General features: G+C 63.6%; 26 protein-coding genes, 2 pseudogenes and 1 riboswitch. Of the genes and pseudogenes, 17 read left to right on the forward strand and 11 right to left on the reverse strand.

What is annotated here, in order from left to right; translation table 11 throughout:
* Positions 1 to 62: 62 nt before the first annotated feature.
* Positions 63 to 734 carry a response regulator gene (locus tag N8A98_RS05360; RefSeq protein ID WP_113123771.1) on the reverse strand — a complete coding sequence of 224 codons (672 nt, stop codon included), beginning with the start codon at positions 732 to 734 and terminating at the stop codon, positions 63 to 65.
* A 206-nt stretch (positions 735 to 940) separates the two neighbouring features.
* Between N8A98_RS05360 and N8A98_RS05365 the strand changes: the two genes are divergently transcribed.
* From N8A98_RS05365 to N8A98_RS05380, 4 genes are all read left to right on the forward strand, one after another.
* Positions 941 to 4,423: a peptidoglycan-binding protein gene (locus N8A98_RS05365; protein ID WP_262169750.1), complete on the forward strand. Its 3,483-nt coding sequence runs from the start codon at positions 941 to 943 to the stop codon at positions 4,421 to 4,423.
* Between the two features lie 134 nt (positions 4,424 to 4,557).
* On the forward strand, positions 4,558 to 5,484 hold the full coding sequence (locus N8A98_RS05370; protein WP_262169752.1) for a sulfite exporter TauE/SafE family protein: 927 nt from the start codon (positions 4,558 to 4,560) through the stop codon (positions 5,482 to 5,484).
* The gene (locus N8A98_RS05375; protein WP_262169753.1) at positions 5,481 to 6,239 is read left to right on the forward strand and encodes a TIGR02186 family protein; all 759 of its coding nucleotides are present in this window, start codon (positions 5,481 to 5,483) and stop codon (positions 6,237 to 6,239) included. Before N8A98_RS05370 ends, N8A98_RS05375 begins: the two co-directional genes overlap by 4 nt.
* Positions 6,240 to 6,364: 125 nt before the next feature.
* Positions 6,365 to 7,657 (forward strand): sulfurtransferase, encoded by a 1,293-nt coding sequence (locus N8A98_RS05380; protein WP_262169755.1) that lies wholly within the window; start codon positions 6,365 to 6,367, stop codon positions 7,655 to 7,657.
* Positions 7,658 to 7,675: 18 nt separating this feature from the next.
* Here N8A98_RS05380 and N8A98_RS05385 read toward each other — a convergent pair whose 3' ends face one another.
* The 3 genes and pseudogenes from N8A98_RS05385 to N8A98_RS05395 all read right to left on the reverse strand — a co-directional run bounded on the left by N8A98_RS05385 (position 7,676) and on the right by N8A98_RS05395 (position 10,864).
* Positions 7,676 to 8,161, reverse strand: coding sequence for a metallophosphoesterase (locus tag N8A98_RS05385; RefSeq protein WP_262169756.1), 486 nt, complete (start codon positions 8,159 to 8,161; stop codon positions 7,676 to 7,678).
* A complete protein-coding gene (locus tag N8A98_RS05390; protein ID WP_262169758.1) occupies positions 8,134 to 8,340 on the reverse strand; it encodes a metallophosphoesterase family protein in 207 nt (68 codons plus the stop codon). The genes N8A98_RS05385 and N8A98_RS05390 overlap by 28 nt, the downstream gene beginning before the upstream one ends.
* A gap of 38 nt (positions 8,341 to 8,378) precedes the next feature.
* Positions 8,379 to 10,864: pseudogene (locus N8A98_RS05395) on the reverse strand (ligase-associated DNA damage response DEXH box helicase).
* 439 nt (positions 10,865 to 11,303) lie between these two features.
* On the opposite strand from N8A98_RS05395, the gene N8A98_RS05400 reads away from it, so the two are divergent.
* Genes N8A98_RS05400 through N8A98_RS05410 form a run of 3 tightly spaced genes read left to right on the forward strand, consistent with a single transcriptional unit; the run spans position 11,304 to position 12,477 of the window.
* A complete protein-coding gene (locus N8A98_RS05400) occupies positions 11,304 to 11,597 on the forward strand; it encodes a DUF6460 domain-containing protein (protein WP_262169760.1) in 294 nt (97 codons plus the stop codon).
* Complete coding sequence (locus N8A98_RS05405; RefSeq protein ID WP_262169762.1) at positions 11,597 to 12,268, forward strand: nucleoside/nucleotide kinase family protein; 672 nt, start codon at positions 11,597 to 11,599, stop codon at positions 12,266 to 12,268. The genes N8A98_RS05400 and N8A98_RS05405 overlap by 1 nt, the downstream gene beginning before the upstream one ends.
* 2 nt (positions 12,269 to 12,270) lie before the next feature.
* The gene (locus N8A98_RS05410) at positions 12,271 to 12,477 is read left to right on the forward strand and encodes a hypothetical protein (RefSeq protein WP_262169763.1); all 207 of its coding nucleotides are present in this window, start codon (positions 12,271 to 12,273) and stop codon (positions 12,475 to 12,477) included.
* A 54-nt stretch (positions 12,478 to 12,531) separates the two neighbouring features.
* Here the strand turns inward: N8A98_RS05410 and N8A98_RS05415 are convergent, their stop codons facing one another.
* On the reverse strand, positions 12,532 to 13,518 hold the full coding sequence (locus tag N8A98_RS05415; protein WP_262169764.1) for an NADPH:quinone reductase: 987 nt from the start codon (positions 13,516 to 13,518) through the stop codon (positions 12,532 to 12,534).
* Between the two features lie 83 nt (positions 13,519 to 13,601).
* Between N8A98_RS05415 and N8A98_RS05420 the strand changes: the two genes are divergently transcribed.
* Positions 13,602 to 13,982 carry a winged helix-turn-helix transcriptional regulator gene (locus N8A98_RS05420; protein WP_262169765.1) on the forward strand — a complete coding sequence of 127 codons (381 nt, stop codon included), beginning with the start codon at positions 13,602 to 13,604 and terminating at the stop codon, positions 13,980 to 13,982.
* 109 nt (positions 13,983 to 14,091) lie between these two features.
* Here the strand turns inward: N8A98_RS05420 and N8A98_RS05425 are convergent, their stop codons facing one another.
* Together N8A98_RS05425 and N8A98_RS05430 are read right to left on the reverse strand one after the other, a co-directional pair.
* Positions 14,092 to 15,201, reverse strand: coding sequence for a quinone-dependent dihydroorotate dehydrogenase (locus N8A98_RS05425; protein WP_315974531.1), 1,110 nt, complete (start codon positions 15,199 to 15,201; stop codon positions 14,092 to 14,094).
* Entirely contained in the window at positions 15,198 to 15,554 is a 357-nt protein-coding gene (locus tag N8A98_RS05430; protein WP_262169766.1) for a DUF952 domain-containing protein, read from the reverse strand. The genes N8A98_RS05425 and N8A98_RS05430 overlap by 4 nt, the downstream gene beginning before the upstream one ends.
* A gap of 133 nt (positions 15,555 to 15,687) precedes the next feature.
* On the opposite strand from N8A98_RS05430, the pseudogene N8A98_RS05435 reads away from it, so the two are divergent.
* From N8A98_RS05435 to N8A98_RS05445, 3 genes and pseudogenes are all read left to right on the forward strand, one after another.
* A pseudogene (locus tag N8A98_RS05435) lies at positions 15,688 to 16,328 on the forward strand (S24 family peptidase).
* 2 nt (positions 16,329 to 16,330) lie between these two features.
* Positions 16,331 to 16,774, forward strand: a complete 444-nt coding sequence (aac(6'), locus tag N8A98_RS05440) for an aminoglycoside 6'-N-acetyltransferase (protein ID WP_390888829.1) — start codon at positions 16,331 to 16,333, stop codon at positions 16,772 to 16,774.
* The gene (locus tag N8A98_RS05445; protein ID WP_262169768.1) at positions 16,771 to 17,118 is read left to right on the forward strand and encodes a DUF2087 domain-containing protein; all 348 of its coding nucleotides are present in this window, start codon (positions 16,771 to 16,773) and stop codon (positions 17,116 to 17,118) included. The genes aac(6') and N8A98_RS05445 overlap by 4 nt, the downstream gene beginning before the upstream one ends.
* A 27-nt stretch (positions 17,119 to 17,145) precedes the next feature.
* Here the strand turns inward: N8A98_RS05445 and N8A98_RS05450 are convergent, their stop codons facing one another.
* Positions 17,146 to 17,484 carry a chlorophyllide reductase gene (locus N8A98_RS05450; RefSeq protein WP_262169769.1) on the reverse strand — a complete coding sequence of 113 codons (339 nt, stop codon included), beginning with the start codon at positions 17,482 to 17,484 and terminating at the stop codon, positions 17,146 to 17,148.
* Positions 17,485 to 17,631: 147 nt separating this feature from the next.
* On the opposite strand from N8A98_RS05450, the gene N8A98_RS05455 reads away from it, so the two are divergent.
* Together N8A98_RS05455 and N8A98_RS05460 are read left to right on the forward strand one after the other, a co-directional pair.
* Positions 17,632 to 18,213 (forward strand): hypothetical protein, encoded by a 582-nt coding sequence (locus tag N8A98_RS05455; protein WP_262169770.1) that lies wholly within the window; start codon positions 17,632 to 17,634, stop codon positions 18,211 to 18,213.
* A 5-nt stretch (positions 18,214 to 18,218) separates the two neighbouring features.
* Positions 18,219 to 18,443 carry a helix-turn-helix domain-containing protein gene (locus N8A98_RS05460; RefSeq protein WP_113123485.1) on the forward strand — a complete coding sequence of 75 codons (225 nt, stop codon included), beginning with the start codon at positions 18,219 to 18,221 and terminating at the stop codon, positions 18,441 to 18,443.
* 71 nt (positions 18,444 to 18,514) lie between these two features.
* Here the strand turns inward: N8A98_RS05460 and N8A98_RS05465 are convergent, their stop codons facing one another.
* Positions 18,515 to 20,125 (reverse strand): lysine--tRNA ligase, encoded by a 1,611-nt coding sequence (locus N8A98_RS05465; protein WP_262169771.1) that lies wholly within the window; start codon positions 20,123 to 20,125, stop codon positions 18,515 to 18,517.
* Positions 20,126 to 20,270: 145 nt separating this feature from the next.
* On the opposite strand from N8A98_RS05465, the gene N8A98_RS05470 reads away from it, so the two are divergent.
* Entirely contained in the window at positions 20,271 to 20,684 is a 414-nt protein-coding gene (locus N8A98_RS05470; RefSeq protein WP_113123486.1) for a tellurite resistance TerB family protein, read from the forward strand.
* A gap of 146 nt (positions 20,685 to 20,830) precedes the next feature.
* Here the strand turns inward: N8A98_RS05470 and N8A98_RS05475 are convergent, their stop codons facing one another.
* Positions 20,831 to 21,616, reverse strand: coding sequence for a transporter substrate-binding domain-containing protein (locus N8A98_RS05475; protein WP_262169773.1), 786 nt, complete (start codon positions 21,614 to 21,616; stop codon positions 20,831 to 20,833).
* Positions 21,617 to 21,908: 292 nt separating this feature from the next.
* Positions 21,909 to 23,117 carry an O-succinylhomoserine sulfhydrylase gene (metZ, locus tag N8A98_RS05480; protein WP_262169775.1) on the reverse strand — a complete coding sequence of 403 codons (1,209 nt, stop codon included), beginning with the start codon at positions 23,115 to 23,117 and terminating at the stop codon, positions 21,909 to 21,911.
* 35 nt (positions 23,118 to 23,152) lie between these two features.
* Positions 23,153 to 23,230: riboswitch (SAM riboswitch) on the reverse strand.
* Between the two features lie 77 nt (positions 23,231 to 23,307).
* On the opposite strand from metZ, the gene N8A98_RS05485 reads away from it, so the two are divergent.
* The 3 genes from N8A98_RS05485 to N8A98_RS05495 all read left to right on the forward strand — a co-directional run bounded on the left by N8A98_RS05485 (position 23,308) and on the right by N8A98_RS05495 (position 26,912).
* Entirely contained in the window at positions 23,308 to 24,420 is a 1,113-nt protein-coding gene (locus tag N8A98_RS05485) for a 2'-deoxycytidine 5'-triphosphate deaminase (protein ID WP_262169777.1), read from the forward strand.
* Between the two features lie 387 nt (positions 24,421 to 24,807).
* Positions 24,808 to 25,275 carry a MarR family winged helix-turn-helix transcriptional regulator gene (locus N8A98_RS05490; RefSeq protein ID WP_262169778.1) on the forward strand — a complete coding sequence of 156 codons (468 nt, stop codon included), beginning with the start codon at positions 24,808 to 24,810 and terminating at the stop codon, positions 25,273 to 25,275.
* A complete protein-coding gene (locus N8A98_RS05495; RefSeq protein ID WP_262169780.1) occupies positions 25,272 to 26,912 on the forward strand; it encodes an MFS transporter in 1,641 nt (546 codons plus the stop codon). Before N8A98_RS05490 ends, N8A98_RS05495 begins: the two co-directional genes overlap by 4 nt.
* Positions 26,913 to 26,920: the final 8 nt, after the last annotated feature.

The raw sequence follows: 26,920 nt of genomic DNA on the forward strand, positions 1-26,920 counted from the left end.
ACGGGCCTCCACTCGCCCGACCTCGTGGTTCGACAAGCTCACCATGAGGTCTTCAAACGCAACTAAGCCTTTTCGCCGCCAGTCGAGAACAGCGCCTCGAACTGGCCCTCCTCGATGCGGGCGGCGGCGATGACGGCCTGGGTGCGGCTATCGACGTCGAGCTTTTGCAGGATGGCCGAGACGTGGGCCTTGACGGTCGCCTCGGAAATGGTGAGTTCGTAGGCGATCTGCTTGTTCATCAGCCCGTCGCTCAGCATCATCAGCACGCGGACCTGCTGGGGGGTGAGGGTGGAGAGGCGCCGCATCAGGGCGGTCTGGTTGTCTTCGCCGCCCAGCGTCATGCCATCGGGCACGAAGACCTCGCCGGACAGCACGGTTTCAATGGCACGGCGGATTTCGGTAGGGCCGACCGATTTGTGGAGATACCCGGCAGCGCCCAGCTCGAAAGCGCGGCGCACCACGGTGCCGTCCTCGACGGCCGAGATGATCATCACCGGAATGTCGGGATATTGCGCGCGCAGCAGCAACAGGCCGGAAAAGCCGCGTACGCCGGGCATATTGAGATCGAGCAGGACCAGGTCGCAATCGCGATCGGTTTCGAGCGAAGCGCTCAGGCCATTGAGATCGCCGGCCTCTTCCACGCTGACCGTCGCATCGCCCCCCGCCAGGGTTTGCCGCAGCGCCGCACGAAACAAAGGATGGTCATCGACAATGATGATGCGGCGACGAGTCATAAGCCGGGCTCTCTCCGTGGCAGTCACAAGTCAGCAATACTGCGGATTCGGATGGGCAACAGCCCTAAAAATCGGCGCAAATCGCTTAATGGTCTTGCATATTGCAGCAATGCTTAACGGGTTCTTTACCATGTTTTCCCAAGAGTGACCGTCATACCTTCGTGTTGAATCGCGAGGGGCACGTCGATTCATGACAGGGACTGACCATGGCCCGCGCTTACCAGACTTCGGACATCACCGACCCTGACAACGAGCCGCGCGCCGGCGAGTGGCAGGCGCTGCGTGGCGAATTGGTGGCGCTATTGGACCAGGTGGAGGGGCGCTACGCCCAGACCGAGCGGGTCGACCCGGGCCTGAGCGGATTGAGCCAGCGGGTGCGCAATCTGCGCGACCAGGTCGAGCGTCCCGAGCCGATAGTACGGCGGCAGGAGGCTTTGCGCACCGTCAAGCGCGCGGTGGACCGCTTCAGCGACCGTGGCGTGGACGATGATCGTGATCCGCTGAGTTCGGCTATTGCCGAAATTCGCGGGCGGCAGATGTCGGGGACCGCGGCGGCTTTGGGCCGACGGCCGGCCGATATGCCAGAATTCCGCGAATTGAGCGCCCTGGTGGGCGGGCTTTCGGGACGGCTGGAACGGCTCGAGGATGAATTGCACGCCCAGCGCGCCGCCGATGGCGATATCCGCGAAGTGGCCAGCCAAGTGGAGCAATTGGCCCATGTGGTGGAATTGCTGGCTGGCGCCGTGGGTGAAACGGGCCAGGTCAAGCGGCTCGAAGTGCAGATCGCAGCGCTCGGCGCCATGATCGAGGAGGCCCCACGGGTCGATCTCAGCACCATCAACAAGCGGCTGGACGATGTTTCGGGCACGGTGGCCAAGCTTGCCGAATTGCAGGCCCAGCAGATGGAGCGCGAAGTCATCCGCGAGGATCGCGCTGCGAGCGAAATGGTGGACGGCGCCGGGGCCTTGGCTCCCGCCATGCATGCGATCGAAAAAAGCGTGCGCAATGTCTACGACCGGATCGATTCCATCGAAAAGAATGTCGCCCTGTCGTCGAGCGATTTCGAGAAGCTGACCGCGGAAATGGCCGGGTTTACCCAGGCTATGCAGGCTGGCAGCGGGCAACCTGAATTGCTGGTGGGCAAGGTCGATGCGCTGGCCAGCCAGATCGGTGGGCTAAAAACAGCCAATGGCGACGTTGCCGGGCTCAAGAAAGATATTGCGGCGCTGCGGGACGCGGTTTTGGCCGGCATGGAGCCACGTTTTGCCAAGATCGAGACCCAGATCGAGGCGCTGAGCAAGCGCGCCGACGACGGGCAGGTCGAAGACCAGCTCAAGCTGTTGATGCAGCGCATGGACGAGACCGGCGCCCAGCTCGATGGCCTCGCCAAGCTCTATAGCCAGCAGCAGGATATTTCCGGGCTCGAAGCCCTGGCCACTATGGTGGCCGAGCGCACCAGCGACGCGGTGACCCGCAAGGCGCCGGCACCGGTGGCCATGTTTGGCGCCGATAGCCTCAAAAGCGTTGAAAGCCAGATTACCGGCCTGCTCAAAAGCGCCAGCAAGGCGCCTGACTATGACAAGCTGGCCGACATGATCGCCGAGCGGGCCGGCAAGGCGGCGCCGGCTGGCGCTGTGGGCGGGATCGACCCCGAGAATATGTCCGCGCTCGAAGAGCGGATGGCGGCGCTGTTCAACACGGCAGGCAAGGACACGGCCGAACGGCTGACCCGGCTGGAAGCGGCCCTCGCCAATCGGCGGGACACGCGGCCCCTGGCTGCGTTCCGGGCTGACCTCAAGCCCGTGGGTGGCGACAGCCTGAGCGAAGTGAAAGCCGCACTGGCCGCCATCAAGCCGGCCAAGGATGCCGATATCATGCCGGCCAATCCGTCGGTGGACGCGCCGCTGACCGATCCCGGCTTTGGCAATGCCGGTCCGGTGCGTACGGCACTCGAAGCCAAAGTCAGTGGCCGCGTGGCGCCGGAGCCACTGGCGTCCGAAGCGCCGATCATGCCGCGACCGATGTTTGACCCGGACAAGGTGGAGCGCCCGCCCCAGCCGCAATCGAGCTTTGCGACCAGCACCAGCACGGACCCCTTTGTCGCCGAGCCGGTCGAGGCCCCTGCCCCGAGCGTGGAAGCCCCAATTGCCCAGAGCAGCACCAGCACATTCGTTGCCGCCGCTCGCCGTGCCCAGCTTGCCCGGCAGGAGGCATCCGGCGGAGCGCCATCGACCAATTCGCTGATCGGCCGCGCCCTGGCCCGGGTCAAGCCGACCGCAAACCCCGAGCAAGCCGCGACACCGCCTGCTGAAAAAGCGGAGAAGCCGGCCAAGCCGGTGAAGGAAAAGAAGGCCAAAAAGGCCGAGGCCGCGCCGCTGCTGTCCGATACCGGCCTGCCCGGCGAGGAGATTGCACCGCGCCAGAGTTTCCTGACCCGCAATCGCCGCCCGCTGCTGCTGGCGGCGACGCTGGTGGCTGTGTCGATGCTGGCGCTGAACCTGGTCATGCAGCGCATGAACGCGGCGCGCACCGCGCCAACGCCGCCGCCGGTCGAAAGCACGATGATCGACCCGACGCCGACGGCCGACCAGCCGGTGGGCGATGTCTCGACGGCAACCCCACGGGTGATCGACATGATCGATACCACCCAGGTGGGCTCGATCAATTCGGGCACGCCGATGAGCTTCAGCAAACCTGCTGCCGCCCCGATCCCGGCGGCGCTGACTTTGCCGGTGGCCGAAGGGGCCGCAATCGTGCCCGAAAGCGTGGCCCCGACACCGGAAGCCGCGACGGCCGACCGTATTCCCGACATTGCCGCGGCGGCGCCGGAGAGTTTCGAGCTGCCGCCCGAGGCCCTTGGCCCCGTGGAATTGCGGCAGGCTGCCGCTGACGGCGATGCGCGGGCGCAGTTCGAGATCGGCGCCATCTATACCGAGGGCCGCGCGGTCGAGCAGGACTATGCCGAGGCGGCCAAATGGTATGAGCGCTCGGCGGCGCAGGGGTTCGTGCCGGCGCAATACCGGTTGGGCAATCTCTACGAGGCCGGCACGGGCGTCGAAAAGGATATCGAAGTCGCCAAGCTCTGGTATCAGCGCGGCGCCGAAGCAGGCAATCGCATGGCGATGCATAATCTGGCTGCGCTTTATGCCAGCGGCCAATTGGGCGACCAGGAATTCGAGACGGCAGCCGAGTGGTTCACCAAGGCGGCAAAGCTGGGCATGACCGACAGCCAGTTCAACCTGGGCATGCTCTATGCCCGCGGGCTGGGCGTCGACCAGGATTTCGAGCAATCCTACAAGTGGTTTTCGCTGGCAGCGCGCAGCGGGGATGCCGATGCCGGCAAGGCGCGCGATGACATCGCCAAGTCGCTGACCGCCGACGCGATCAAGCGCCTGGGCACCGACATTGCAGGCTGGACGGCCGAGCCGATCGACCTGGCTGCCAATTTTGCGCCGCTGGGCACCTGGGCCAAGGATTTCGATCCCGGCCAGGCCATCAGCACCAAGGACGTGGTGTCAAAGGTGCAGCAGGCGCTGGTCAAGCTGGGCTTTGATGTCGGCACCCCCGACGGCCTGGCGGGCCCCAAGACGGCCGAAGCCATCAAGTCCTTCGAGACCGGCACCGGCATGGCTCCGAGCGGCAAGATCAATCCGCGCCTGCTGGCCGTCCTGGGCAGCCAGCCGGTCTGACGGATAAAAATTCTGCCATCGGCCCTTTTTTCAAAAGGGTTTAGGCGCTGCTAACCCGACCGGCCATATTGTTGTCGTCGCTCGCCCTCAAAAAGAGGTGCGGGCGACGAATCTATTGAACGGAACCCACGGTCTTGCAGGTCTATCTGCCGATCGCCGAGCTATCGATGAACCTCTTTTTCCTTGTGGGGATCGGGGGGGCAGTCGGATTCCTGTCGGGTCTGTTCGGCGTGGGCGGGGGGTTCCTGCTGACGCCGCTGCTGATTTTCTCCGGCGTGCCGGCGCCCGTTGCGGTGGCTTCGGTCACCGGACAGGTGGTAGCGGCCTCCACCTCGGGGGCGCTCAGTCACTACCGGCGCGGCGGCATCGATCTGCATCTGGCCATGTATCTGGTGCTGTCGGGCGTGCTGGGGGCGTTCGGCGGCGTCGCGACCTTTGCCGTGCTGCGCGATGCGGGGCAGCTCGACCTGTTCATTTCCGTCGGCTTCCTGGTTTTGCTGGGCTTTGTGGGCACGTTGATGCTCAACGAGGCAATCCGCGCCATCATCAAGCAGCGCAAGGGCGTGGTGGTCCGCGAGCGGCTGCCCAACCAGCATAACTGGATGCACCGGCTGCCGATGCGCGTGCGGTTCAAGAAGAGCCGGCTCTATATCAGCGTCTTGCCCGTGCTGATCATCGGGCTGTTCATCGGCTTTGTGGGGTCGTTGCTGGGCATTGGCGGCGGTTTCATCATGGTGCCGGCGCTGGTTTACCTGCTGCGGGTGCCGGGCAATGTGGTGATCGGCACCTCGCTGGCGCAGGTGGTGGCGATGATGGCGGCGACCACGATCCTGCATGCCGTGCAGAGCCAAAGCGTTGATATCATGCTGGCTTTCTGCCTGATGGTGGGCGGCACAGCGGGGGCGCAATTCGGGGCTTCGGCGGGCAAGCATTTGCGCGGCGAGCAATTGCGGGGGCTGTTGGCCATATTGGTGCTCGCCGTGGCGATCCGCTTCGGGCTGTCGCTGATATTGGCGCCGGCCGATCCGTTCAGCATGGCCGTGCTGGGTGGCGCGCGATGAAATGGTGGCTGGCCCTCATGCTGGCTTTCTTGCTGGCCGGCACGGCGCGGGCTGAGCGGCTGGTCTCGCAATTGTCCAATGACAGCGTCGAGATCACCTCGAGCTTTGATGGCGAGCGGATGAATTTTTTCGGCACGATCATGCCGGATGCCGGGTCCGAGCAGAAATTCGTGACCGGGCCATTCCATGTGGTGGTCGTCGTTTTGGGGCCGACACAGAACCGGGTGGCGCGGCAGATGACCAATAATTTTGGCATCTGGCTCAACACAGACCAGGTCGAATTCGACAATTTTCCAAGCTATTTCCAGGTGTTGTCGAGCGCGCGACTGCGCGACATCACCGATATCACGACGCTGACCACCGAATATATTCTGCCCGAAGCCCATACGCTGGTGGCCAATGATGCGGGCTGGTGGAAGACCGCGGTATTCGGGCGCGAACTGGTGCGACTGATGACCGAGCAGGGGCTGTTCGGGGTCAATGAAGGCGGCGTCAACTTCCTGGCGGATAACTTTTATTCAGCCCGGCTGACCCTGCCCAGCAATGCGCCACCGGGGCCCTATATTGCGCTGACCTATGTGTTCAAGGACGGCAAAGTGATTGCGCGCAAGTCGGAAGGCTTTGCGGTGCGCAAGATCGGGTTTGAGCGGTTCCTGGCACTGTCGGCGGTACAGCAGCCGCTGCTTTATGGGCTGGTCTGCGTGGCGCTGGCGCTGTTCACCGGCTGGCTGGGCGGCGTGTTGTTCAGGCGCTGATTTTTTCCGCCGCATGGCTTTGTAGAGAAAGCAATATTCCTCCCGCGCCGGACATAAGCAAAGCCATGTGCTGTGAATGTCTATCGAGTTAGTTGATAATCGGCCGTCCACATCTGGAGGCTGAAATGACTGCACACCGTTCGACCGTCAAACCCTTCCTGCGCTCTGCTGTTACGGCGCTGTCGCTCAATGCCCTGGCGCTCGGCATGGCTCCGGCCGGCATGGTCCTGATGACGGTCGCGGCCCAGGCACAGACGCAGGCTTCCATCATTACCGGCCAGGCGGAATTCGAGGCACTGATTGCCGAGGGCGCCAAGCTCATCGACGTGCGCTCGCCCACGGCCTATGCCGAAGGCCACGTGGCTGGCGCCATCAACCTGCCCTGGCAGGCGCTCAACGTTTCGGAAAGCGACGGCATCCGCAACGAATTTGCCGGCGACGCCGAATTTGAACGCCTGCTCGGCGAAGCGGGCCTGAGCTATGATGACACGATCCTGATCTATGACACCACGGCCCTGCCCGGCCGCGCCTATGTCGCGTTCGTCTATGCCGGCTTCGAAAATGTGCATGTGCTGGATGGCGGCATCGGCGCCTGGCAGGGCGGGCTAACCCAGGACGTGCCGCAGGTTGCGGCGACCACATTCACGCTGACCCGCAAGAACGATATCCGCGTCGACAAGGATTATGTGGCCGGCAAGATTGGCGACGCCGGATCGGTCATCATCGATGGCCGCAATCTCGATGCCTACGAGGACGGCCATATTCCGGGGGCACAGGCGTTGCCGGCGTCGAGCCTGTTGACCAAAACGGCCACCCTGCAGTCTCAGCCCGTGCTACAGCGCCTGCTCGATACGGCCGGCGTCAGCCCCGATCGCGAGGTCGTTTCCTATTGCGGCAGTGGCGTTGCGGCGGCCAATAATTATCTGGCGCTGCGCAATCTGGGCTATGAAAATGTCGTGCTCTACGACGCGAGCTGGGACGAATGGAGCCGCGATCCGCGCGCCGGCCAGCAGGTCTCGCTCGCCAATTACACCTTCGAGGGCACGCCGCTGACGGGCAATGGCCCTGCCTTCCTCGATGCCGATGAGGTCAAGGCTTTGGCTGCTGACCCCAATGTCGTCGTGGTGGATGTACGCTCGCCATCCGACTATGCCGCCGGCCACATTCCTGGCTCGGTCAATGTGTTTTGGGATGACACTTTCGATGGCGATCGCGTGCTGAAGTCCCCCGAGGAATTGCAGGCGCTCTATGCCGCGGCCGGCGTGACGCCGGACAAACGCGTGGTGCTCTTCACGCGCGGTGGCCTGCAACTCTCGCACAGCTTCACCGTGCTCAACCTGCTCGGGTTCAGCGATATCGACTTCTTCACCGGCAAGTTCGAAGGCTGGCAGAACGGCGCGTTCCGCCCGGCAGTGTAAATCGCAACGGTGCGGGGTCTAGCCCCGCACCAACCGCTTGGGGCTGATCGGATAGGTGCGGTCTTTTCCCAGCATCGTGACTTCAAGTGAGGGCCAGTTTAGCAGGCCGATGAAGGGCGGGGATAGAATGTTGATCGAGCCAGTGGAGCTGCCATAGGCAGGCAGGATCATGAGGCGATTGTCGTGCACGAAGCAGGGGCGGCGGGTGGAGCGGCCGGCCATGAAGATGTGGGCGGCGGGATGTAAGTGCCCGGAAATCAAGCCAGAAATGCCGCGCTGTGGCTCGTGGGCGAGGGTCAGTCCGCCCAGTTCCAGGCTGGGCAGGCAGCTGCCGCCGAGGGCATGCGGGGCCGGATCGTGGTTGCCGGAGAGCCAGGTAAAATCGACCAGATCGGTGAGCGCATCGAGGTGCATCCGGTCCGCATTGGTTAACAGACTGCTAGCATCGACGCGGTGAAAACTGTCACCTAGCGAAATCAGGCGCTGCGCACCGGTGCGGCGCAAATCTGCCTCGAGGCGGCGCAGGGTGAGACCGGTATCGTAGGGGGCAGAAGCTGGCCGGCACGGGCGAAGCTGCTCATCTTTTCGAGATGCAGATCGGCGACGAGCAAAGTCGCCTCGGCGCGCCAATAGAGGGCGCCGGAGGGGAGCGGTTCGAAATTGTGTCCGGCAAAGCGCAGCAACGGGGTCTCCGTTATCTGACTTTGATATAATGCCTGGCTCACGATTGGCCGAGGGCCTCGCGCATCAATTCATCTGCAGCATCCGCCATAGCTGATTCGCGGCCTTCTCCGAAAATCGGTTCGCGGCCGATATCGAGCATGACGGGGACGGCGAGCGGGGAAATGCGCTCAAGCGGCTGGTGCACAATGTGGCTGCGGATGCGCGCCAGCATGTCGCCCAGCCGCTCGATATCGAGCAGGCCGCGGGCGGCGTCGCGGCGAGTGGCCTGGATCAGGATGTGGTCGGGCTCGTGCTGGTAGAGCACGTCATAGATCAGGTCCGAGCTCATGGTGATCTGGCGGCCGGTCTTTTCCTTGCCGGGGTGACGACGCTCGATCAGCCCAGCGATGATGGCGCAGTTGCGGAAGGTGCGTTTCATCAAGGCCGATTCATCGAGCCAGTCTTCGAGGTCGTCGCCCAGCATGTCCTGGGAGAAAAGGTCATCGAGGGAGAGGCGGCCGGTTTTGATCAGGGCGGAGAGATCGCCCAGGCCCCAGATGGCGAGGGCATATTCGCTGGCGACAAAGCCAAGGGGACGGGCGCGGGCGCGTTCGAGCCTTCGGGTAAGCAGCATGCCCAGGGTCTGGTGCGCCAGCCGCCCCTCGAAGGGATAGCAGACTAGAAAATTCTGCGTGCCGCGCGGGAAGGTTTCGACCAGCAGGCTATCGCGGCGGGGCAGTACCGAGACATCGCGCTGCAGGCGCAGCCAATCGCTGACCTGATCGGGCAGCACGCCCCAGCTTTGCGGACTATCGAGCATGCGGCGGACGCGATCGGCCAGATAGGTCGAGAGCGGGAATTTGCCGCCCATATAGGAGGGGATTTTGGGATTGGCGGCCTGGGCGCGGCTGACAAAGGCCTCGTTGTCCTTCATGCCCTCGAAGGCGACGATTTCGCCGCCGAACATGAAGGTATCGCCCGGCAGTAATGTGCCGAAGAAATACTCTTCCATTTCGCCCAGCACGCGGCCACCCGCGCCAATGGGGCTATTGGTCTGCCCCTTCTTGAAGCCCCTGCCCCGCACCAAGCGCACCCGCACCATGGGCTCTTCGATAATGGTGCCGATATTGAGCCGGTATTGCTGGGCGACCTGGGGATTGGCGATGCGCCACAGACCGTCCTCAGTGCGCTTGAGGCGGGCATAGCGCTCATAGGCGCGCAGGGCATAGCCGCCGGTGGCGACGAAATCGAGGATGCGATCGAATTGGGGGCGCGGCAGATCGCGATAGGGCCAGGCATGGCTGATTTCGGCGAAGAGATCGTCGGCCGTGAAGGGGGCGGCGCAGGCCATGCCCAGAATGTGTTGGGCCAGCACGTCATAGCCGCCCGAGACCGGATCTTCGCTATCCTGATGGCTTTCGGCGACGGCCTCGACGGCGGCTTCGCATTCGAGCACTTCAAAGCGATTGGAGGGCACCAGCACGGCCTTGGAGGGCTCATCGAGCCGGTGATTGGCGCGGCCAATGCGTTGCAGCATGCGCGAACTGCCCTTGGGGGCGCCGACCTGAACGACCAGATCGACATCGCCCCAGTCAATGCCCAGATCCAGGGTTGAGGTGCAGACCACGGCCTTGAGCGCGCCCGAGACCATCGCGCTTTCCACCTTGCGGCGCTGTTCGACCGAGAGCGAGCCATGATGCAGTGCGATGGGCAGCAGATCATCATTGATGGCCCAGAGCCCCTGAAACAGCATCTCGGCCTGGCTGCGCGTATTGACGAAAAGCAGCGTGGTGCGGTGCTGCTTGATGGTCTCGTAGAGGTCGCGATGGGCGTAATTGGCGGAATGGCCGGCCCAAGGCAGCCGCTGCTCGGTGTGCAGGATCGAGAGCACCGGGGGGCGCCGCCGGTGGCGGTGAGGAGATGGGTGTCGCTGTCTTGGAGGGGTTGGGCGATCCAGTCGCGCAGCAGGTCGGGCCGGGCGACGGTGGCGCTAAGGGCGGTGATGCGCAGGTCTGGCGCGAGGCGGGTGATGCGGGCCAGAGCGAGGGAGAGCAGTTCGCCGCGCTTGGAGGTGACCAGAGCGTGGAGTTCGTCGAGCACGATGCGGCGGAGCGAGCCAAAGAACAGTTCGGCATGGGGGTGGCTGATCAAGAGGGCCAATTGCTCGGGCGTGGTCAGCAGAATATGGGGCGGATTGCTGCGCTGGCGCGCGCGGCGGGATGCGGGGGTATCGCCGGTGCGGGTCTCGACTTTGATGTTGAGGCCCATTTCGGCGATGGGGGTGGCGAGATTGCGCTGTACATCGACGGCCAGGGCCTTGAGCGGGGAGACATAGAGGGTGTGGAGGCCTTCGAACTTGCCGTCTACCAGATCGGTGAGGGTGGGCAGGAAGCCGGCGAGGGTCTTGCCGGCGCCGGTGGGGGCGATGAGGAGGGCCGAGGCATTGGCGTTCCAGCTGGCGAGGACATCGAGCTGGTGGGCGCGGGGCGACCAGCCCTTGGTGGTGAACCAGTTGGCGATGATGGGGGGCAGGATTGGGGTCACGGTGTGCCCAACCCGGAACCAAGCGGCATCGGGGAGGCACGATCCCGCTTTTTCGCAAACGCGAAAAAGCTGACATCCCTCCCCCTTGAGGGGAGGGATTGAGGGAGGGGGTCGTGCGGCTCTTGCGCAAATGCACCAAGGACCCCCTCCCCGGCCCTCCCCTCAAGGGGGAGGGAGGCGAAGGAGTCGGGAGATTTCGGCTGGTGAGTTGGTAGAGGCCGAGGGAGCAACCGGCATCGAGCATATTGATGCCGCAGCACCCCCACCCTAGCCCTCCCCACAAGGGGGAGGGAACTGCATCGCGTCCTGTCGAGGCGCTGAGCTAGCTTCCTCCTGGAGGTGACGATACCGTCTAAAGTCACGGGACAGGCCTTCTGCAAATCATAAAAGAGCCTATATGATCGCCAAGTAACTCAACAGAGCATGTGAGGGTTCAGCGATGAGCGAGCAATATGAGAGCCAGCCGCGCCAGCGCAGCGGTTTGGAGCGCCTGTTGGGCGAGCGGCCGGGCGGGCTGCTTATCCGGCTGGTGGTGTTGTCGCTGATCGTGGGCTTTGTCATGGCGGTGCTGGGCTTTGATGCCCGCGATGTCGTGCAGGGCGCGGTGCGGCTGGTGCAAGACGCCTTGCGCGATGGCACGGGCGTATTGGGCAATATGGTCAGCTATACGCTGGCGGGCGCCGCGCTGGTGGTGCCGATCTGGATCGTGCTGCGCCTGCTCAAGAGGCGCTGATGGGTCCGGGCCGGCTCAAGCTTACCCCGCAGCAGGCGCTGTCGCGGCTGGTGCCGCATATTCTGGAAATGGAAAGCCTGGCCCATAAGCGCATCGCCATCGGGTTGGCGGGCGGGCCGGGCACGGGCAAATCGACCTTGGCAGCGGAGCTGGTCACCATGCTCAATGCCACCCATCCGGGGAGCGCCGCGCTGGTGCCGATGGATGGGTTTCATATGCGCCACGCCAAGCTCGAGGCCATGGGGCAGACCGATTACAAGGGCGCGCCGCATACGTTTGAGGGCGCGGATTTCGTTGATTTTCTGCATCACCTCAAGAGCGCGACGGGCGTGGTCAGCGGGCCGGGCTATTCGCGCAAGATCGAGGACGTGGTGGAGAATGCCTTTGCCGTGCAGCCCGAAGTGCGGGTGCTGGTGGTGGAGGGCAATTATCTGCTGCTGAGCGAGGGGCCGTTTGCCGGCGTGCGGCCGCTGCTCGATTATGCCGTGTTTATCGATGTGCCGCGCGAGCTGGTGCGCCAGCGGCTAATGAAGCGGCATGGCGAGGAGGGCCTGTTTACGCCCGAACGCAACGCGGCGCATATCGAGCGCAATGATTTGCCGAATTATGACCTGGTCAGCGCTTCGCAGGACCGGGCGGATGTGGTGATCGAACTGGTGGTGGAGCGGTGAGCATGGGCAAGACGCTGGTTCTGGCGCTGGCGATTTTGCTGGGTGCCGTGGTGGTGGCCGGCGCGGTGGTGTTGCGGCCGACGGGATTTGGGCAATGTGTGGGCGTGGTCAGCGCGGAGATTGAGCGCGACAATCCCACCGCCACACTGGACCCGCGCGACGTGGAAGTGCAGGCAGCGAAGGTTTGCTCGGGATATGAGGGCAATTAGGCCACCAGAATTCTCCCTCCCCCGCGCGGGGGAGGGAATTGGACGCGAGAACTCTCAGCCCAGCATGATCACGGTCTTGCCGAGGTCGCCGCGTTCGACGGATTCGTGGGCGGCGACGATATCGTCGAGGGTCAGGACCCGGCCGATCTGGTGGGTCAGCTGGCCGGCCTCCAGGGCCGCACTGATGCCGGCTGCAGCTTCGGCATGGGCCTCGGCGGACATGACATAGACCAGCACGAAGCGGATGGTGGCATCTAGAAAGACCATCGGCCAGAAGGGGATAGTCGGTTCGGGCACCGCATCGCTGGCATAGGTGGCGACGACGCCGTTGGGAGCCAGGGTCTTGCCGATCAGCTCGAGATTGGCGCCGAAAGCGACTTCGACGAAGCGATCGACGCCCCTGCCCTTGGGATCGCCCGTGAACGCCGCAACGCGGGCCGGCAGGTCATTGGTATGGCGATTGAGGACCAGATCGGCACCAGCGGCCTTGGCGGACGCTGCGGCCTCGTCATTGCCAACCGAGGCGATCACGCGAGCGCCACCATGCTTGGCGAACTGGATGGCATAGCGGCCGACAGCGCCGGCGCCACCGGACACGAACACGGTCTTGCCGGTGACGGAGCCATCGGCGAAGACGCAGCGATAGGCGGTCATGGCAGGAATGCCGAGGCAGGCGCCTTCCTCGAAGCTGGCGCCATCGGGTAGGCGAACGGCCTTGTGGGCGGGGAGCGTGGTATATTCGGCGGCGGAGCCATTCCAGCGCCCAAGCTGGGATTCGTAGAACCAGACGCGCTCGCCGATGCGACCCTCAAGTTCGGGGGAGCCCACGGCGACAATTTCGCCGGCGCCATCCTGATTGGGTACGATCTGCGGGAAGGCCATGGCGCCGTTGCCGCTGCGGCCCTTGGTGTCGGATGGATTGACGCCCGAGGCACGGACACGGATCAGCACTTCGCCGGGCGCAGGCGTCGGCGTCGGCAGTTCGCCGACTTGCAAGACGTCGCGGGCGGGACCCTTGGTGGAATACCAGGCAGCTTTCATTTTGCACGTTCCTCTTGTTTCCCAGCCTAACTAGGTCTTCAATGCATTTGATAACAGTACGTACAAAGAGAACATGTACTATCATGAATGATAGCACCCCTATCCTGCCCCGGCCCAGCCGCAGGGCCGCCCGCACCGGTTGCGCGGTGGAAGTGACGCTTTCGGTGATCGGGGGCCTGTGGAAACCGGTGATCCTGTTTCACCTGCTCGGCGGCAAATTGCGCTTCAATGCGCTGTGCCGGATGGTGCCCAACGCCACCGCCCGCATGGTGACGCTGCAATTACGCGAACTGGAACGGGACGGCGTGATCAACCGCATCGTTTATCCCGAAGTGCCGCCCCGGGTTGAATATGAACTGACCGAGCTTGGGCGCTCGCTCGAGCCGGTGCTGCTCAGTATGCGCAACTGGGGCACGGGGTTTGCTTTGGACGAGGATCGGCAAGACCTGCAAGTGTGTCCCTGAGCGAAGCCTCGCGGCCGCTACCGACTAATGACCGCCCAAGACGCTGCGCAGCCGCAATATCCATTTGAGGTGGAAAATCGCCCTCCCCGCCTCGATCGCCTTCTAAATCCTAGAGCCGAGCTTTTCCGGAGGCCCAATCCGCCGTGTGGGCGCCAACCAGCTGGCTGATATTGGTTTTGCCCTCGGCGCGGATGGCGGCGACGAGGCCCCGCTTGATGCGGTCGAGCAGGTCCAGACCACCAAACACCATGGCCGAATAGAGCTGGATGGCATCGGCGCCGGCTTCGAATTTGGCCAGGGCCGATTGCGGCGAATGAATGCCGCCCACGCCAATGATCGGCAGCGTGCCGACGCGCTGGCGCATCTGGGCGAGGCGCTGGGTGGAGAGCTCGAACAGCGGCTTGCCGGAGAGGCCGCCGGTTTCGCTGGCGTTTTCGAGGCCGGCAATGGCGTCGCGGGTCACGGTGGTGTTGGACACGATCAGGCCATCGAGATCGGTTGAAAGCACGACCTGGGCGATGGCGTCGAGTTCCTTTTTATCCAGATCGGGCGCGATCTTGAGGAAGACCGGCACGCGGGTTCTGGCCTTGGCGCGGGCGTCCAGCACTTCGCCGAGCAGGCGGCGCAGGGCCTCGTCGGATTGCAGATTGCGCAGGCCGGGCGTGTTGGGCGAGGAGACATTGACGGTCAAATAATCGGCCAGATCGGCGAAGCGTTTGACGCCCAGCACATAATCGGCGACGAAATCGGCGCTGTCCTTGTTGGCGCCGATATTGACGCCGAGCGCGGCAGGGACGCGCAGGCCCTTGAGGCGGGCAAAGGCGGCGTCATGGCCTTCATTGTTGAAACCCATGCGGTTGATGACGCCATCGGCTCCCGGAACGCGGAACAGGCGCGGCTTGGAATTGCCGGCCTGCGGGCGGGGGGTGACGGTGCCGATTTCCACCATGCCGAAGCCCAGCAGAGCCAGGGGGCGGGGCACTTCGGCGTTTTTGTCGAAGCCGGCGGCCATGCCGATGGGGTTTTTCAGCTCGATACCGCAGAGCGTGGTCGCAAGTTCGGGCGCCTCGGCATGGGCCTGTTCGGGGGCAAGGCCCAGGCGCAGCGCGGTGATGGTGGCGCGGTGGGCGGTTTCGGCATCCATCTTGAGCAGGGTCTGCTGGGTGAGACCCGAGACAGCAGGCAGACGCAGCAAAGGCGAGAGGGCAGAAAAAATCATCGAACGGCCTCGGGCAGTGTGCAGGAGCCGTCGGCGGCGACATCGACTTTGGCCTCCCAGGCAATAGCGGATGCGGGCAGCGGGCCGCCATAGAGGTGGGGGAACAGTGCGCCGCCGCGCGAGGCTTCCCAGACCAGGTTCTCGCCCAGATCAGCGGCGCGTACGCCGAGGATGACCAGGCCCGATTGGCCGGCGAAATGCAGGCGCAGGGTTTCGGCCAATTGGGCGGCGGAGGAAAAATGCATATAGCCGTCGGCGGCGTCGATCGGCATGCCGGCAAAGGAGGCGGCGTGGCGCGCAGGGGCGTAAGCGGCCTCGGTGGCGATTTTGTAGATCAAATCTGGCGTGGTCATGGGCCGCGACCCTAATGGGGGAGCCAGCAGCGGGCAAGACGGATTGGGCCCTCTTTACAAGGGGAGGAGAGAGGATTAGGAATAGGACTAATTTCCATCCAATAAGACATATTTCCTGAAGCAGGACGCTGCCATGCTTTCACACAGAGCCATCTGGGATGGCATTGATGCGCTGGCGCGCCGGCACGGGCATTCGGTGTCGGCGCTGGCCAAGCTGGCCGGGCTCGATGCCACGGCCTTCAATGTCTCCAAGCGCGTGAGCAAGGATGGCCGCGAGCGCTGGCCTTCCACCGAGAGCATTTCCAAAATTCTAGAAGCCACGGGGGAAGGGTTTGACAGTTTTCTGAGCGGCACCGGCGCGTTCTTCCAGGGGGGCCGTCCGCGGGCAATCCGACGGTGCCGTTGCTGGGGCTGGCACAGGCGGGTTCGGGCGGTTTTTTCGACAGTGCGGGGTTTCCGGCGGGACAGGGCTGGGACGAAATCGCCCTGCCCTCGTCGGGCGAAGCGGGCATTTATGCGCTCGAAGTGCAGGGCGATTCGATGGAGCCGCTCTATCGCGAGGGCGACCGGATCGTGGTGTCGCCCACCGAGCAGGTGCGGCGCGGTGACCGGGTGGTGGTGCGCACGCGCGATGGCGAAGTCATGGCCAAGATCCTGGCGCGGCAGACGGCCAAGCAGATCGAACTGCATTCGCTCAATCCCGCCTATGAGCCGCGGTTGATCGAGATGGCGGACGTGGAATGGATCGCCAGGATTATCTGGGCCAGCCAATGAGGATCGCGGTGGCGACGCAGGCGGATACAGCGGATTGGACCGAACTGCGCCAGGCGCTTTGGCCAAACCATGGGCTCAAAGCACATGAGGCCGATATCGCGGCGTTTCTGGCGGCGCCCGGGGACACAATCAACCTTATTGCCCGCTTGCCGGATGGCCGGGCGGTGGGACTGGCTGAGGCCGCGCTGCGGCACGACTATGTCAATGGCTGCAAAACCTCGCCGGTGGCGTTTCTTGAGGGCATCTATGTGTCCCCGGATTGTCGCCGCCTGGGCATTGCCCGTGGGCTGGTGGCGGCGGTGGAGGATTGGGGGCGCGCGCAAGGCTGCATGGAATTTGCCTCGGACGCAGCGCTGGACAATCTGGAAAGCCACCAGATGCATGGCGCACTGGGCTTTAGCGAAACCCGGCGCGTGGTCTATTTCCGCAAGGTGCTGGGGCCATGACGGAGCTGCCAATCGACGCCAAACGGCTTGCGAGTGTGGCGCGCTGTTTTGATGCGGCCGGGCGTTTGCAACGTTGGCCGAGTAAGCGGAGTGACCAATTGCTGGTGCTGGCTGTGGTCTGGTCGTATCTGCCGGATGGGGTGCAGATGAGCGAGCCCGAGGTCAGTTCCATGCTGCGCGACTGGCATGATTACGAGGATTATGCGCTGCTGCGGCGGGAGCTGTGTGATCTGGACATGCTGCGGCGCACGCCCAATGGGCGGGTCTATCGCAAGGTTTCGGGGGAGTTGCCGGCGGAGGCAAAAGCCTTGGTGGAGCGGTTCACGCCAACCGCCGCGCCATAGTCGGCGCGACGGAGGCGGGCGAGCCTATCAGCGGCAGCCGGCGCGTTTGAACATGTCGGCGATGATGATCGGGGTGGCCGGGCTTTCGGTCCATTTATTGCGGTCGGGTACCGCCGCTGCGACTGCAGCCAGAGCGGTATTCTCGTCCAGGTTGAAGTCCCTGGTGCATTGCACGGAGGCGCCGCGTTGCTTGGCCTCTCCCACCATGAAGCCGGTGGCTTCGCCCACCCCTGCCAGATAGGCGATCATGGTCATGCGGGCATTGGGGTCTGCCCCGGCGAGCGAGGACAGTTCGACCACCTGAGCGACCGATATCTGACCGGTGCTGGTGGTGGGCGCGGCCAGGGCCATGAGTGGGGTGGCCATCAGCAACAGGCCGGCAAAAGGCAAGCGGAGACAGACGCATTTTTAATTTCCTTATCGTTCTACGATGCATCCATATCCTTTTTCAGCGATTTATTATTGTCAAACGATAATTTTTGGATTAGTCGTTGGTCATCGCGGAGAACCCAGATGATCGACACCAAAGCCGACCCGCTGCTTGCCGGGCACCCCAGCAGCATTCCCGTTGCCGCCCGCACGGTACGGCTCTTCAACCTGCTGGCTGTCGCGTCAGTCGCCATTGCCGTCCTGCTGCCATTGGCCGTGGTGCTGTATTGGACCATGGCGGACCAAACAGATGTGCTGCGCTCGAGCGGGCTGACGCCTGATATCATGCGTGAGTTTGGCGCGACCCAGCGTTTCGGCGCGGCGTTTGTCACTGTGCTGACCGTATTGCCGCTGTCCTGGGCGCTGGTGCGGCTGCGCGTATGCTTCACCGAATTTGCCGGTGGGCGTCCCTTCGCGGCGCGGGGCATAGCCGGGTTGCGCGACTTTGCCGCCGGGGTGGCACTCGCCGCCCTCGCCAAGCTGATCGGCTTTACCCTGCTGATGCTGGTGCTGACCTGGAGCGCCCCGCCGGGCATGCGTCAGCTCGCCATTCAGATCAATAGCGACATGCTGATCATGGCGCTGTTTGCGGCCATTGTGGCCTCGCTGGGCTGGGCGATGGAAAAGGCCGCCGCCATTGCCGAAGAAAATAGTCAGTTCGTGTGACCGGCATGGCCATCAAGATCAATCTGGCGGTGATGCTGGCGCGGCGGAATGCCAAGTCCAAGGACCTCGCCGAATATATCGGCATTACCGAGGCCAATCTGAGCCTGCTCAAGCAGGGCAAGGTCAAGGGCATCCGCTTCGACACGCTAGACGCCATTTGCCGGTATCTGGACTGCCAGCCCGGCGACATTCTCGAACATGATGGCGCGGCTGTGGAAGCCGCCGATTAGGAACCAGTCGCGGCTGCGACAGGTATGGCGTGGTGCATGTATTCGTAGTCCATGCGCCACGCCACTTACTGTCAGGCGAGCATCTTGCCCGCCAGGGCGTCTTCGATCAGCTTGCGGGTTTCGGCGACGCCGAACAGGGCGATGAAGGAGCCGAAGCGGGGGCCCTGGTCTTCGCCGAGCAGGACCTGGTAGATGGCCTTGAACCAGTCGCGCAGGGGCTCGAACTTGTGGGCGTTGCCGATGGCGTAGACCAGATCCTGCAAGGCAGCGCCATCGGTGGAGCCTTTGTAGGCGGCCAGTTGATCGTGCAGGTCCTGGAGGGCCGCGCGTTCCTGATCGGTGGGGGCGCGATAGACCTTGTTCGGCTTTACCTTGTCGTTGAAGTAACGCACGGCATAGGTGGCGAGGCGATCGATCTCGGGATGGGTTTCGGCGGTCGCGCCCTTGAGATAGCGCGAGATGAAGCCCCAGAGCACCTTGGTATCTTCGGCATTGGCCGTGGCCACGAGGTTAAGCAGCAGCGCGAAACTGAGCGGCACTTCGGGATTGGGCACATTGCCGTAATGGACGTGGAAGACCGGGTTTTCGATGCGCGCGGCGACGTCCTGGCCCTGGTAGGACGACAGGAAGCTATAATACTCGTCGACGGCGCGCGGGATGACATCGAAATGCAGGCGCTTGGCCGTGCGCGGCTTTTGGAACATGTAGAGGCCCAGGCTCTCATTGCCAGCGTAGGTCAGCCATTCGTCGATGGTCAGGCCATTGCCCTTCGACTTGGAGATCTTTTGCCCTTCGGAATCGAGGAAGAGCTCGAACACATAGTGTTCGGGCGCCTTGCCGCCGAGGATTTCGCAAATCTTGTCGTAGACATGGGCGTTGGTCTGGTGGTCCTTGCCGAACATTTCGAAATCGACGCCAAGGGCGGCCCAGCGCATGCCGAAATCGGGCTTCCACTGCATCTTCACATGGCCGCCGGTGACCGGAACGGTGGTGTCGCGGCCATCTTCGTCGGCGAAGGTGACGGTGCCGTTGACGGCATCGACTTCCTTCATGGGCACATAGAGCACGCGGCCTGAAATCGGGGAGATCGGCAGGAAGGGCGAATAGGTCGCCTGCCGCTCGGCGCCCAGAGTGGGGAGCATGACGGCCATGATGTCGTCATAGCGCTCGGCGGCGCGGCGCAGCACCGTGTCGAACTTGCCGGAGCGGTAGTAATCGGTGGCGCTGGCGAATTCGTAGTCGAAGCCGAACGTATCGAGGAAGCGGCGCAGCATGGCGTTGTTGTGGTCGCCGAAGCTGGCATACTCGTTGGTCCAGGGATCGGGCACGGCGCTGAGCGGCTTTTGCAGATGCGGCTCCATGGCCTCCTTGGAGGGCACATTGTCCGGGATCTTGCGCATGCCATCGAGATCATCGGAGAAGCAGATCAGCCGGGTCGGAATCTGATCGCGCGTCAGCAGGCGAAAGGCCGTGCGCACCATGGTGGTGCGGGCCACTTCGCCGAAAGTGCCGATATGGGGCAGGCCCGAGGGGCCATAGCCGGTTTCGAACACGGCCTCACCCTTGCCGGTTTTCTCCAGCCTAGCCACCAGTTTTTTGGCTTCCTCAAACGGCCAGGCACGGGCAGTTTGGGCAGCGTCGAAAAACGCAGGATCGAGTGGGGGCAAAGGAGCGGGCGACAAGGAACCAGCCTTTCGGTATTTTGTGGGAGGCGGGGAGGTGTGTTGCATTCCCGCACGCCTGCGTCAATCTCGGTAGTGCGCTGCTTGCCATGAGCGGGGCGCCTGCCTAGCTATCGGCGACACTACGCCAGGAATGGAAAACGCGATGACCCTTGCCGCCCATGACGCCTTGATCCACCTGATGCTGGTGGCCGCTTCATCCGACAGCGCCATGACCGAAAAGGAATTGCTGCGCATCCAGGCCCTGGTCGGCCGCCTGCCGGTGTTTGACGGGTTCGACAAGACGCGGCTGACGGCGGTGGCCAATGCCTGCGCCGATACGCTGAACGGGCCGGGTGGGCTCGACAAGGTGCTGGACGATGCCATTGCGGCGCTGCCGGCCAAGTTGCAGGACACCGCCTATGCCGTGGCGGTGGAGGTGACGGCGGTCGATCTGCATCTGGAGCAGGAGGAATTGCGGTTCCTCGAAATGCTGCGGGATAGGCTGGATCTGGACCGGTTGACGACGGCGGCGATCGAAGCAGCAGCGCGGGCGCGGCATCGGCGGATGCCGGGATAAGTCCCCAATATTGGGGCTCTCGTTACCCCCTCCTAGCCTCCCCCTGATAGGGGGCGGGATCTCTCCACTCTTGGAGCTGGATCGAGTTCTAAGCACAAGGCGGTCCCTCCCCCTATCAGGGGGAGGCTAGGAGGGGGTATCCCCCGCTAATAAAACCCCACCGGGAACCAGCGCAGGTAGAGTTCGTCCAGCGTGCCGTTTTCCTTGAGGCGGATCAGGGCCCAGTCGATGGCGTGGCGCACGGCGTCATTGCCGGCGGGAACCGCGATGGAGAGGCCTTCGCCGAACTGGGCGGGGCGGAAATAGGCGTCGCCGGCAAAGCCGCAGCAATCGAGATTTTCATTGAGCCAGAATGAGGCGCGCATGGCGTCGCCGAAGAACAGGTCGGCGGCGCGGCTTTGCACGGCGGCCAGGGCTTCGACTTCATTGGCGAAGGGGGCGATATTGGCGCCGGGCAGGTAGCGTTTGACGAAGGCTTCGTGGGTGCTGCCGGCGCGGACCGCGATGGTTTTGCCGGCTAGGGCTGTAGCGTCGAAGGTGGCGATATCAGCGGAGCGGGTGACGAAGCGGCCGGGCAGCGCCAGATAGGTGGCGGAAAAATCAAAGCGCTTGCCGTTTTCATCGGACATGTCGAGCCCGGCAATCAGGGCATCGCCCTGGCTATCGGCCAGCGCATCGGCGGCCTGTTCCCAGGGCCAGGCCTGGATGGTGCAGGCGACATTGACCTCGGTGCAGATGCGGCGAGCCAGATCGACATTGAAGCCGATCAATTCGCCACCAGCATCGCGGAAATTGAAGGGCGGGAAATCGGTGGTGGTGAGGAAGCGAATGGCCGGCACGGGCGAGAGGCTGGGCAGGATTTCGCGGGCGCTGGGGTCGCTGTGATAGGGGAGAGATTGGGCGAAGGCTGGTGTGGTGAGGAGGGCGACCAACAGGGCAATGAGCGGGCGGCTCCAGCTTCTCTCCCGGCGCGCGAGTTTCTTCGCCTCCCTCCCCCTTGAGGGGAGGGATCGAGGGTGGGGGTCGTTGAGCGGCCCACAAGACCACCCCCTCCCCGGCCCTCCCCTCAAGGGGGAGGGAGGGCAGGAGCCAGTATATCCTGCTGGGGAGGTGGGGGCCGGTGCATGTGGCTGCATCCAGCCGGATAGGGCAAGAGTCAGCAAGGGCATTGCGGCACGACCTCGTGGTTCGACAGGCTCACCATGAGGTCTACTCGTGAACATTTCAGACCTGATCGAGGCCGTACATCAGGTCGGCAATCAGATCGTCGCTGGATTCCAGACCAACCGACAGACGCACGAGGCCGGGGGTGACGCCGGTTTGCAGGCGAACTTCCTCGGTCAGGCGCGCATGGGTGGTGGTGCGCGGGTGGGTGATCAGCGATTTGGCATCGCCCAGATTGTTGGAAATCAGGATCACTGCCAGACTGTCGCAGAAGGCGAAGGCGGCGTCCTGACCGCCCTTGACGTCGATGGCGAGCAGGGTCGAGCCGCGGCTCATCTGGCGCTTGGCGAGATCGTATTGCGGGTGGCTGGGATGGTGCGGGTAGATGACCCGCTCGACCTTGGGATGGCTGGCGAGGGCCGCGGCCAGTTTTTCGGCGCTGTCGGTCATGCGCTCGACGCGGATGGCATAGGTTTCAAGGCCCTTGAGCAGCACCCAGGCGTTGAAGGCGCTGAGGGTGGCGCCGGTTTGGCGCAGGAAGGTGTGGACGTCGCCTTCGATCAGTTCCTTACTGCCCAAGACGATACCGCCAAGCACCCTGCCCTGCCCGTCAATATGCTTGGTGGCCGAATAGGTGACGAGATCCGCCCCTAGCTCGAGCGGCTTCTGATAGAGCGCGGTCGAAAACACATTGTCGACGATGAGCTTGGCGCCATGGGCGTGGGCGATCTCGGCGACGGCCTTGATATCGACCAGTTCCAGCGTCGGATTGGTCGGGGTTTCGATGAACACGACCTTGGTGTTGGGCTGCATGGCGCGGGCAAAATTATGCGGGTCGCGGCCATCGACCAGGGTCGAGGTGACGCCAAAGCGCGGCGCATAGTCTTCCACCACATAGCGGCAACCGCCGAACAGGGCTTGGGCCGCCACGATATGGTCCCCTGCCCGCACCTGGCTCATCACTGCATTGGTGACGGCGGCCATGCCCGAGGCGAAGGCGCGACCAGCCTCTGCCCCTTCGAGCAGCGCCATGCGCTCCTGGAACATATCGACGGTTGGGTTGGCGAAGCGCGAATAATTGTGGCCGCCCGGGATCTTGCCCTGGAACAGGCGCTCGGCATGTTCGGAACTGGGATACGAATAACCCGAATTGAGGAAAATGGCTTCGCTGGTTTCGTTGAAATCGGTGCGCATGCCGCCGCCATGGACCAGCTGGGTTTGCGGCGACAGGCGGGCCGGATCGAGCAGCGGATTGTTCGTCTTGGACATGACGGCACTTTCAACAAAAAACCGGCGCACGAAGGTGGCCGGTTGAAACGGTCATTTAGCAACTTGTTTAAAGTGGCTGCAACCTGACCGGCCAAATCACCACTGGGCTGTGATCTAAGGCCAATTGCCTGTTGGCGTCAATTGCAGGGATTGCTAGGGACTAAGCCCTCGATACGCATGCGAAGGTAACATGGACAAGCAGCAGGCCTGGCCGCGGGGCGTGTTTCCGGCGCGATTGATCGAAAAGCTGGCGCATGAAGGCGCAATCATCTCGGCGCGGCCCTTCGATCACGATCAGGTGCAGCCGGCCAGTCTGGACCTGCGACTGGGTGACGTTGCCTATCGCGTGCGCTCCAGCTTCCTGCCCGGCCCCAGCCATTCGGTGGCCGAACGCATCGAAGCGCTCAAGCTGCATGAGATCGATCTCAAGAACGGCGCCGTGCTGGAGCGGGGCTGCGTTTATCTGGTGCCGCTGCAGGAGAGCCTGGACCTGCCTGAGGCGGTCAGCGCCTCGGCCAATCCCAAAAGCTCGACCGGGCGGCTCGATGTGTTCACCCGCGTCATCGGCGATCGGGCGCGCGGGTTCGACCAGATGCCCGAGGGCTATAAGGGCCCGCTTTATCTCGAAGTCAGCCCGCGCACCTTCCCGGTGCTGGTGCGGACCGGATCGCGGCTGAGCCAGATGCGGTTCCGCTCGGGCGATACGCGGCTGTCCATCGCCGAACACCGGGCGCTGCATGAATCGGACACTTTGGTGTTTGGTGGCAATTACCCGGTTGGGGAGGGCATTGCGCTGTCCATCGACCTCAAAGGCGATGGGCGCAATGGGCTGATCGGGTTCCGCTCCAAGCGGCATACGGCGGTGGTCGATGTCGACAAGAAGGCCGCGCTCGATGTGCTGGATTTCTGGGAGCCGTTGACCAATCGCGGGCGGGAGGAGCTGATCCTCGATCCCGACGAATTCTATATTCTGGTCAGCGACGAGGCGGTGCATGTGCCCCCGAGCCATGCCGCCGAAATGGTGCCGTTCGATCCGCTGGTGGGCGAATTCCGCGTGCATTATGCGGGCTTTTTTGACCCCGGTTTCGGGCACTCGCCCGCCGGCGGCAGCGGCAGCCGGGCCGTGCTCGAAGTGCGCAGCCGCGAAGTGCCGTTCCTGCTCGGGCATGGGCAGACCATTGGCCGGCTGATCTACGAGACGCTCGCCGAAGCGCCGGACCGGCTTTATGGCACGGCTTTGGGGTCGAACTATCAGGCGCAGACACTCAAGCTGTCCAAGCATTTTAGGCCGTATACGCCGTAGCTAGGGGCGGTCACCGCTCAAGTTAGGGACTACCCCGAAAGCGGCCGTTTCGCCTCCCTCCCCCTTGAGGGGAGGGATTGAGGGTGGGGGTCGACGAGCTCTTGCGCAAAGACCCCACGACCCCCTCCCCGGCCCTCCCCTCAAGGGGGAGGGAGGCTGATCGCGGCCCGCTCCGTGGTCGCACCCAAACTGGCCCTCAGCATGGATTCCGGCCTGCGCCGGAATGACATTGGGGGATGGGGTAGGTGGAAAAACCAAATTCCCGCCCGCTGCACCAAATTCCCGCCGGCTGCAAAGGAGCCATGCCGAAATGGGGCATGGACAGAAGGCCGTATCGGGCTTACATCGCCAATATAAGTAGCATGCTACATTGTATTGGTCTACATAATGACTCCGAACCCTAATCTGCTGCGCATCATTGGCCGGGTTGGCCGGGAATTGAGCACGGGCTTTGACGCCCAGCTTAAGGGCCTGGGGCTGACCTCGGCGCGGGCGCGTGTGCTGTTGCAATTGGTGCGCAGCCCCGAGGGGGTGAGCCAGGCGGCGGTGACCGAATTTCTCGGCGTCGAGCACCCGACTGCCGTGCGGATACTGGATGGGCTGGAAAGCCTGGGCCATATCCGCCGCGAGCCAGCGCCGCATGATCGGCGCGCCAAGCTGATCATGCTGACCGATGCCGGGCGGCCGCTGGCCGAGCAGGTTGGCGTGTTGACCGACGGGCTCAATGCGCAGTTGCTGGATGGGCTGAGCGCCGATGACGTGGCGACCACCAACCGGATTCTGACGATATTGCTGGAGCGCATCGAGGCGCTGAAACCGCCGGTCAGCGACGAACTTGGGGAGCGCGTGTCATGAACGAGCAGACTCCAATTGCTGCCCCGTCCCCTGCCCCGGCTGGCCCGCCGGGCATGGCGCCCTTTGTGCCCAAATCGCCGCTATGGAACATGGTCTATGTGATCAGCTCCATCGTGCTGGGCATTACCCAGGGGCTCGGGCTCAATCTGGTCACGGCGAACCTCACCGGCCTGCAGGCCTCGTTTGGCGCGACCGCCACCGAAATGGCCTGGCTGCCGACCGTCTATTTCGCCACCAACATGACCGGCACGATCGTTATGTTCAAAATCCGCAGCCAGTTCGGCATGCGGCGTTTTGCCGAGTTGGGCATCATTGTCTATGCACTGATCGTTCTGGCGCATCTGTTTGCCCATGATCTGCAATCGGCCATTTGGGTGCGGGCAATCATGGGGATTGCCGCGGCGCCGCTGAGCACGCTGGCCTTCTTCTACATGCTCGAATGGCTGCCCCCGGCCAAGAAGCTGACCATCGGGCTGTGCTTCGGCATGCTGGGCAGCTCGCTCTCGCTGCCGCTGGCGCGCGTCATTTCGCCGGACCTGCTCGCCATGGGCGATTGGCAGGGGCTGTATATGGTCGAAGCCGGCCTTGCTCTGGTGAGCCTGGCCATCGTGTTCCTCGTGCCGCTGGTGCCGCCGCCGCGGGCCAAAGTGTTCGACAAGGACGACATAATCAGCCTGCCACTGATGGCAACGGGCTTCGCCTGCATGGCCATCGTGCTGGGCATGGGCCGGGTCTATTGGTGGCTCGAAGCGCCATGGATCGGCGTGCTGCTGGCCGTGGGCATTGGCTCGCTGGTGCTGTTTTGCCTCGTCGAACTGCATCGCAAGAGCCCCATTATCGACCTGCGCTGGCTGTTCAGCCGCGACATGCTGATCTTTGCGGGCTCCTTGATCGTCATCCGCCTGTTGCTGTCGGAGCAGTCGGTGGGGGTGTTTGGCCTGTTCACCGTGCTCAACCTGCAGAATGACCAGCTCATTGGCCTGTTCAGCATTGTCGGGGTGGCGACCTTCGCGGCCACGGCGGGGCTGAGCATGGTGATGAAGCCGGCGCGCACGCCGCTGTTCCACCTGACCGCGCTGGTGCTGATCGCCAGTGCCGCCTGGATGGATTCCCAAAGCACGGTGCTGAGCCGACCCGAGCAGTTCTTTGTCAGCCAGGCGCTGATCGGGATGGCGACGGGCCTGTTCCTGCCGCCGGCCATGTTGCACGGCTTTTTGCGGGCGCTGGCACGGGGGCCGCAATATATCCTGTCGTTCCTCACGGTGTTTCTGACCAGCCAGACGCTGGGTGGCCTATTGGGCTCGGCCATATTCGGCAGCTTCGTGACGCTGCGCGAGCAGTTCCATTCCAATGTGATCGCGCAAGGGATCACCCTGCTCGATCCGTTGGTGGCGCAGCGTATCCAGGCCTATGGCGGCGCCTATGCAAGGGTGCTGACCGATCCGGCGCAGCGCAATGCCAGGGGGCTGGCGCTACTGGGCCAATCCTCCACCCAGCAGGCCAATGTGCTGGCCTATAACGATTTGTTTTTATTGATTTTCGCGGCGACGCTGGCGGCCATCGCCGTGCTGCTCACCCATTTGGCACTTGCCGCTTTGAGCAAACCTGCCACCCCGCTCCAGGCGCAGCCCGCCTGATATCGACC

The sequence above is a fragment of the Devosia neptuniae genome, assembly GCF_025452235.1.
Taxonomy (GTDB): domain Bacteria; phylum Pseudomonadota; class Alphaproteobacteria; order Rhizobiales; family Devosiaceae; genus Devosia.

Coding starts and splice junctions, on each gene's coding strand:
- N8A98_RS05360 (WP_113123771.1), bottom strand. CDS start 734: ATGACTCGTCGCCGCATCATCATTGTCGATGACCATCCTTTGTTTCGT.
- N8A98_RS05365 (WP_262169750.1), top strand. CDS start 941: ATGGCCCGCGCTTACCAGACTTCGGACATCACCGACCCTGACAACGAG.
- N8A98_RS05375 (WP_262169753.1), top strand. CDS start 5,481: ATGAAATGGTGGCTGGCCCTCATGCTGGCTTTCTTGCTGGCCGGCACG.
- N8A98_RS05380 (WP_262169755.1), top strand. CDS start 6,365: ATGACTGCACACCGTTCGACCGTCAAACCCTTCCTGCGCTCTGCTGTT.
- N8A98_RS05400 (WP_262169760.1), top strand. CDS start 11,304: ATGAGCGAGCAATATGAGAGCCAGCCGCGCCAGCGCAGCGGTTTGGAG.
- N8A98_RS05405 (WP_262169762.1), top strand. CDS start 11,597: ATGGGTCCGGGCCGGCTCAAGCTTACCCCGCAGCAGGCGCTGTCGCGG.
- N8A98_RS05410 (WP_262169763.1), top strand. CDS start 12,271: ATGGGCAAGACGCTGGTTCTGGCGCTGGCGATTTTGCTGGGTGCCGTG.
- N8A98_RS05415 (WP_262169764.1), bottom strand. CDS start 13,518: ATGAAAGCTGCCTGGTATTCCACCAAGGGTCCCGCCCGCGACGTCTTG.
- N8A98_RS05420 (WP_262169765.1), top strand. CDS start 13,602: ATGAATGATAGCACCCCTATCCTGCCCCGGCCCAGCCGCAGGGCCGCC.
- N8A98_RS05425 (WP_315974531.1), bottom strand. CDS start 15,201: ATGATTTTTTCTGCCCTCTCGCCTTTGCTGCGTCTGCCTGCTGTCTCG.
- N8A98_RS05430 (WP_262169766.1), bottom strand. CDS start 15,554: ATGACCACGCCAGATTTGATCTACAAAATCGCCACCGAGGCCGCTTAC.
- N8A98_RS05445 (WP_262169768.1), top strand. CDS start 16,771: ATGACGGAGCTGCCAATCGACGCCAAACGGCTTGCGAGTGTGGCGCGC.
- N8A98_RS05450 (WP_262169769.1), bottom strand. CDS start 17,484: ATGGCCACCCCACTCATGGCCCTGGCCGCGCCCACCACCAGCACCGGT.
- N8A98_RS05455 (WP_262169770.1), top strand. CDS start 17,632: ATGATCGACACCAAAGCCGACCCGCTGCTTGCCGGGCACCCCAGCAGC.
- N8A98_RS05460 (WP_113123485.1), top strand. CDS start 18,219: ATGGCCATCAAGATCAATCTGGCGGTGATGCTGGCGCGGCGGAATGCC.
- N8A98_RS05470 (WP_113123486.1), top strand. CDS start 20,271: ATGACCCTTGCCGCCCATGACGCCTTGATCCACCTGATGCTGGTGGCC.
- metZ (WP_262169775.1), bottom strand. CDS start 23,117: ATGTCCAAGACGAACAATCCGCTGCTCGATCCGGCCCGCCTGTCGCCG.
- N8A98_RS05485 (WP_262169777.1), top strand. CDS start 23,308: ATGGACAAGCAGCAGGCCTGGCCGCGGGGCGTGTTTCCGGCGCGATTG.
- N8A98_RS05490 (WP_262169778.1), top strand. CDS start 24,808: ATGACTCCGAACCCTAATCTGCTGCGCATCATTGGCCGGGTTGGCCGG.
- N8A98_RS05495 (WP_262169780.1), top strand. CDS start 25,272: ATGAACGAGCAGACTCCAATTGCTGCCCCGTCCCCTGCCCCGGCTGGC.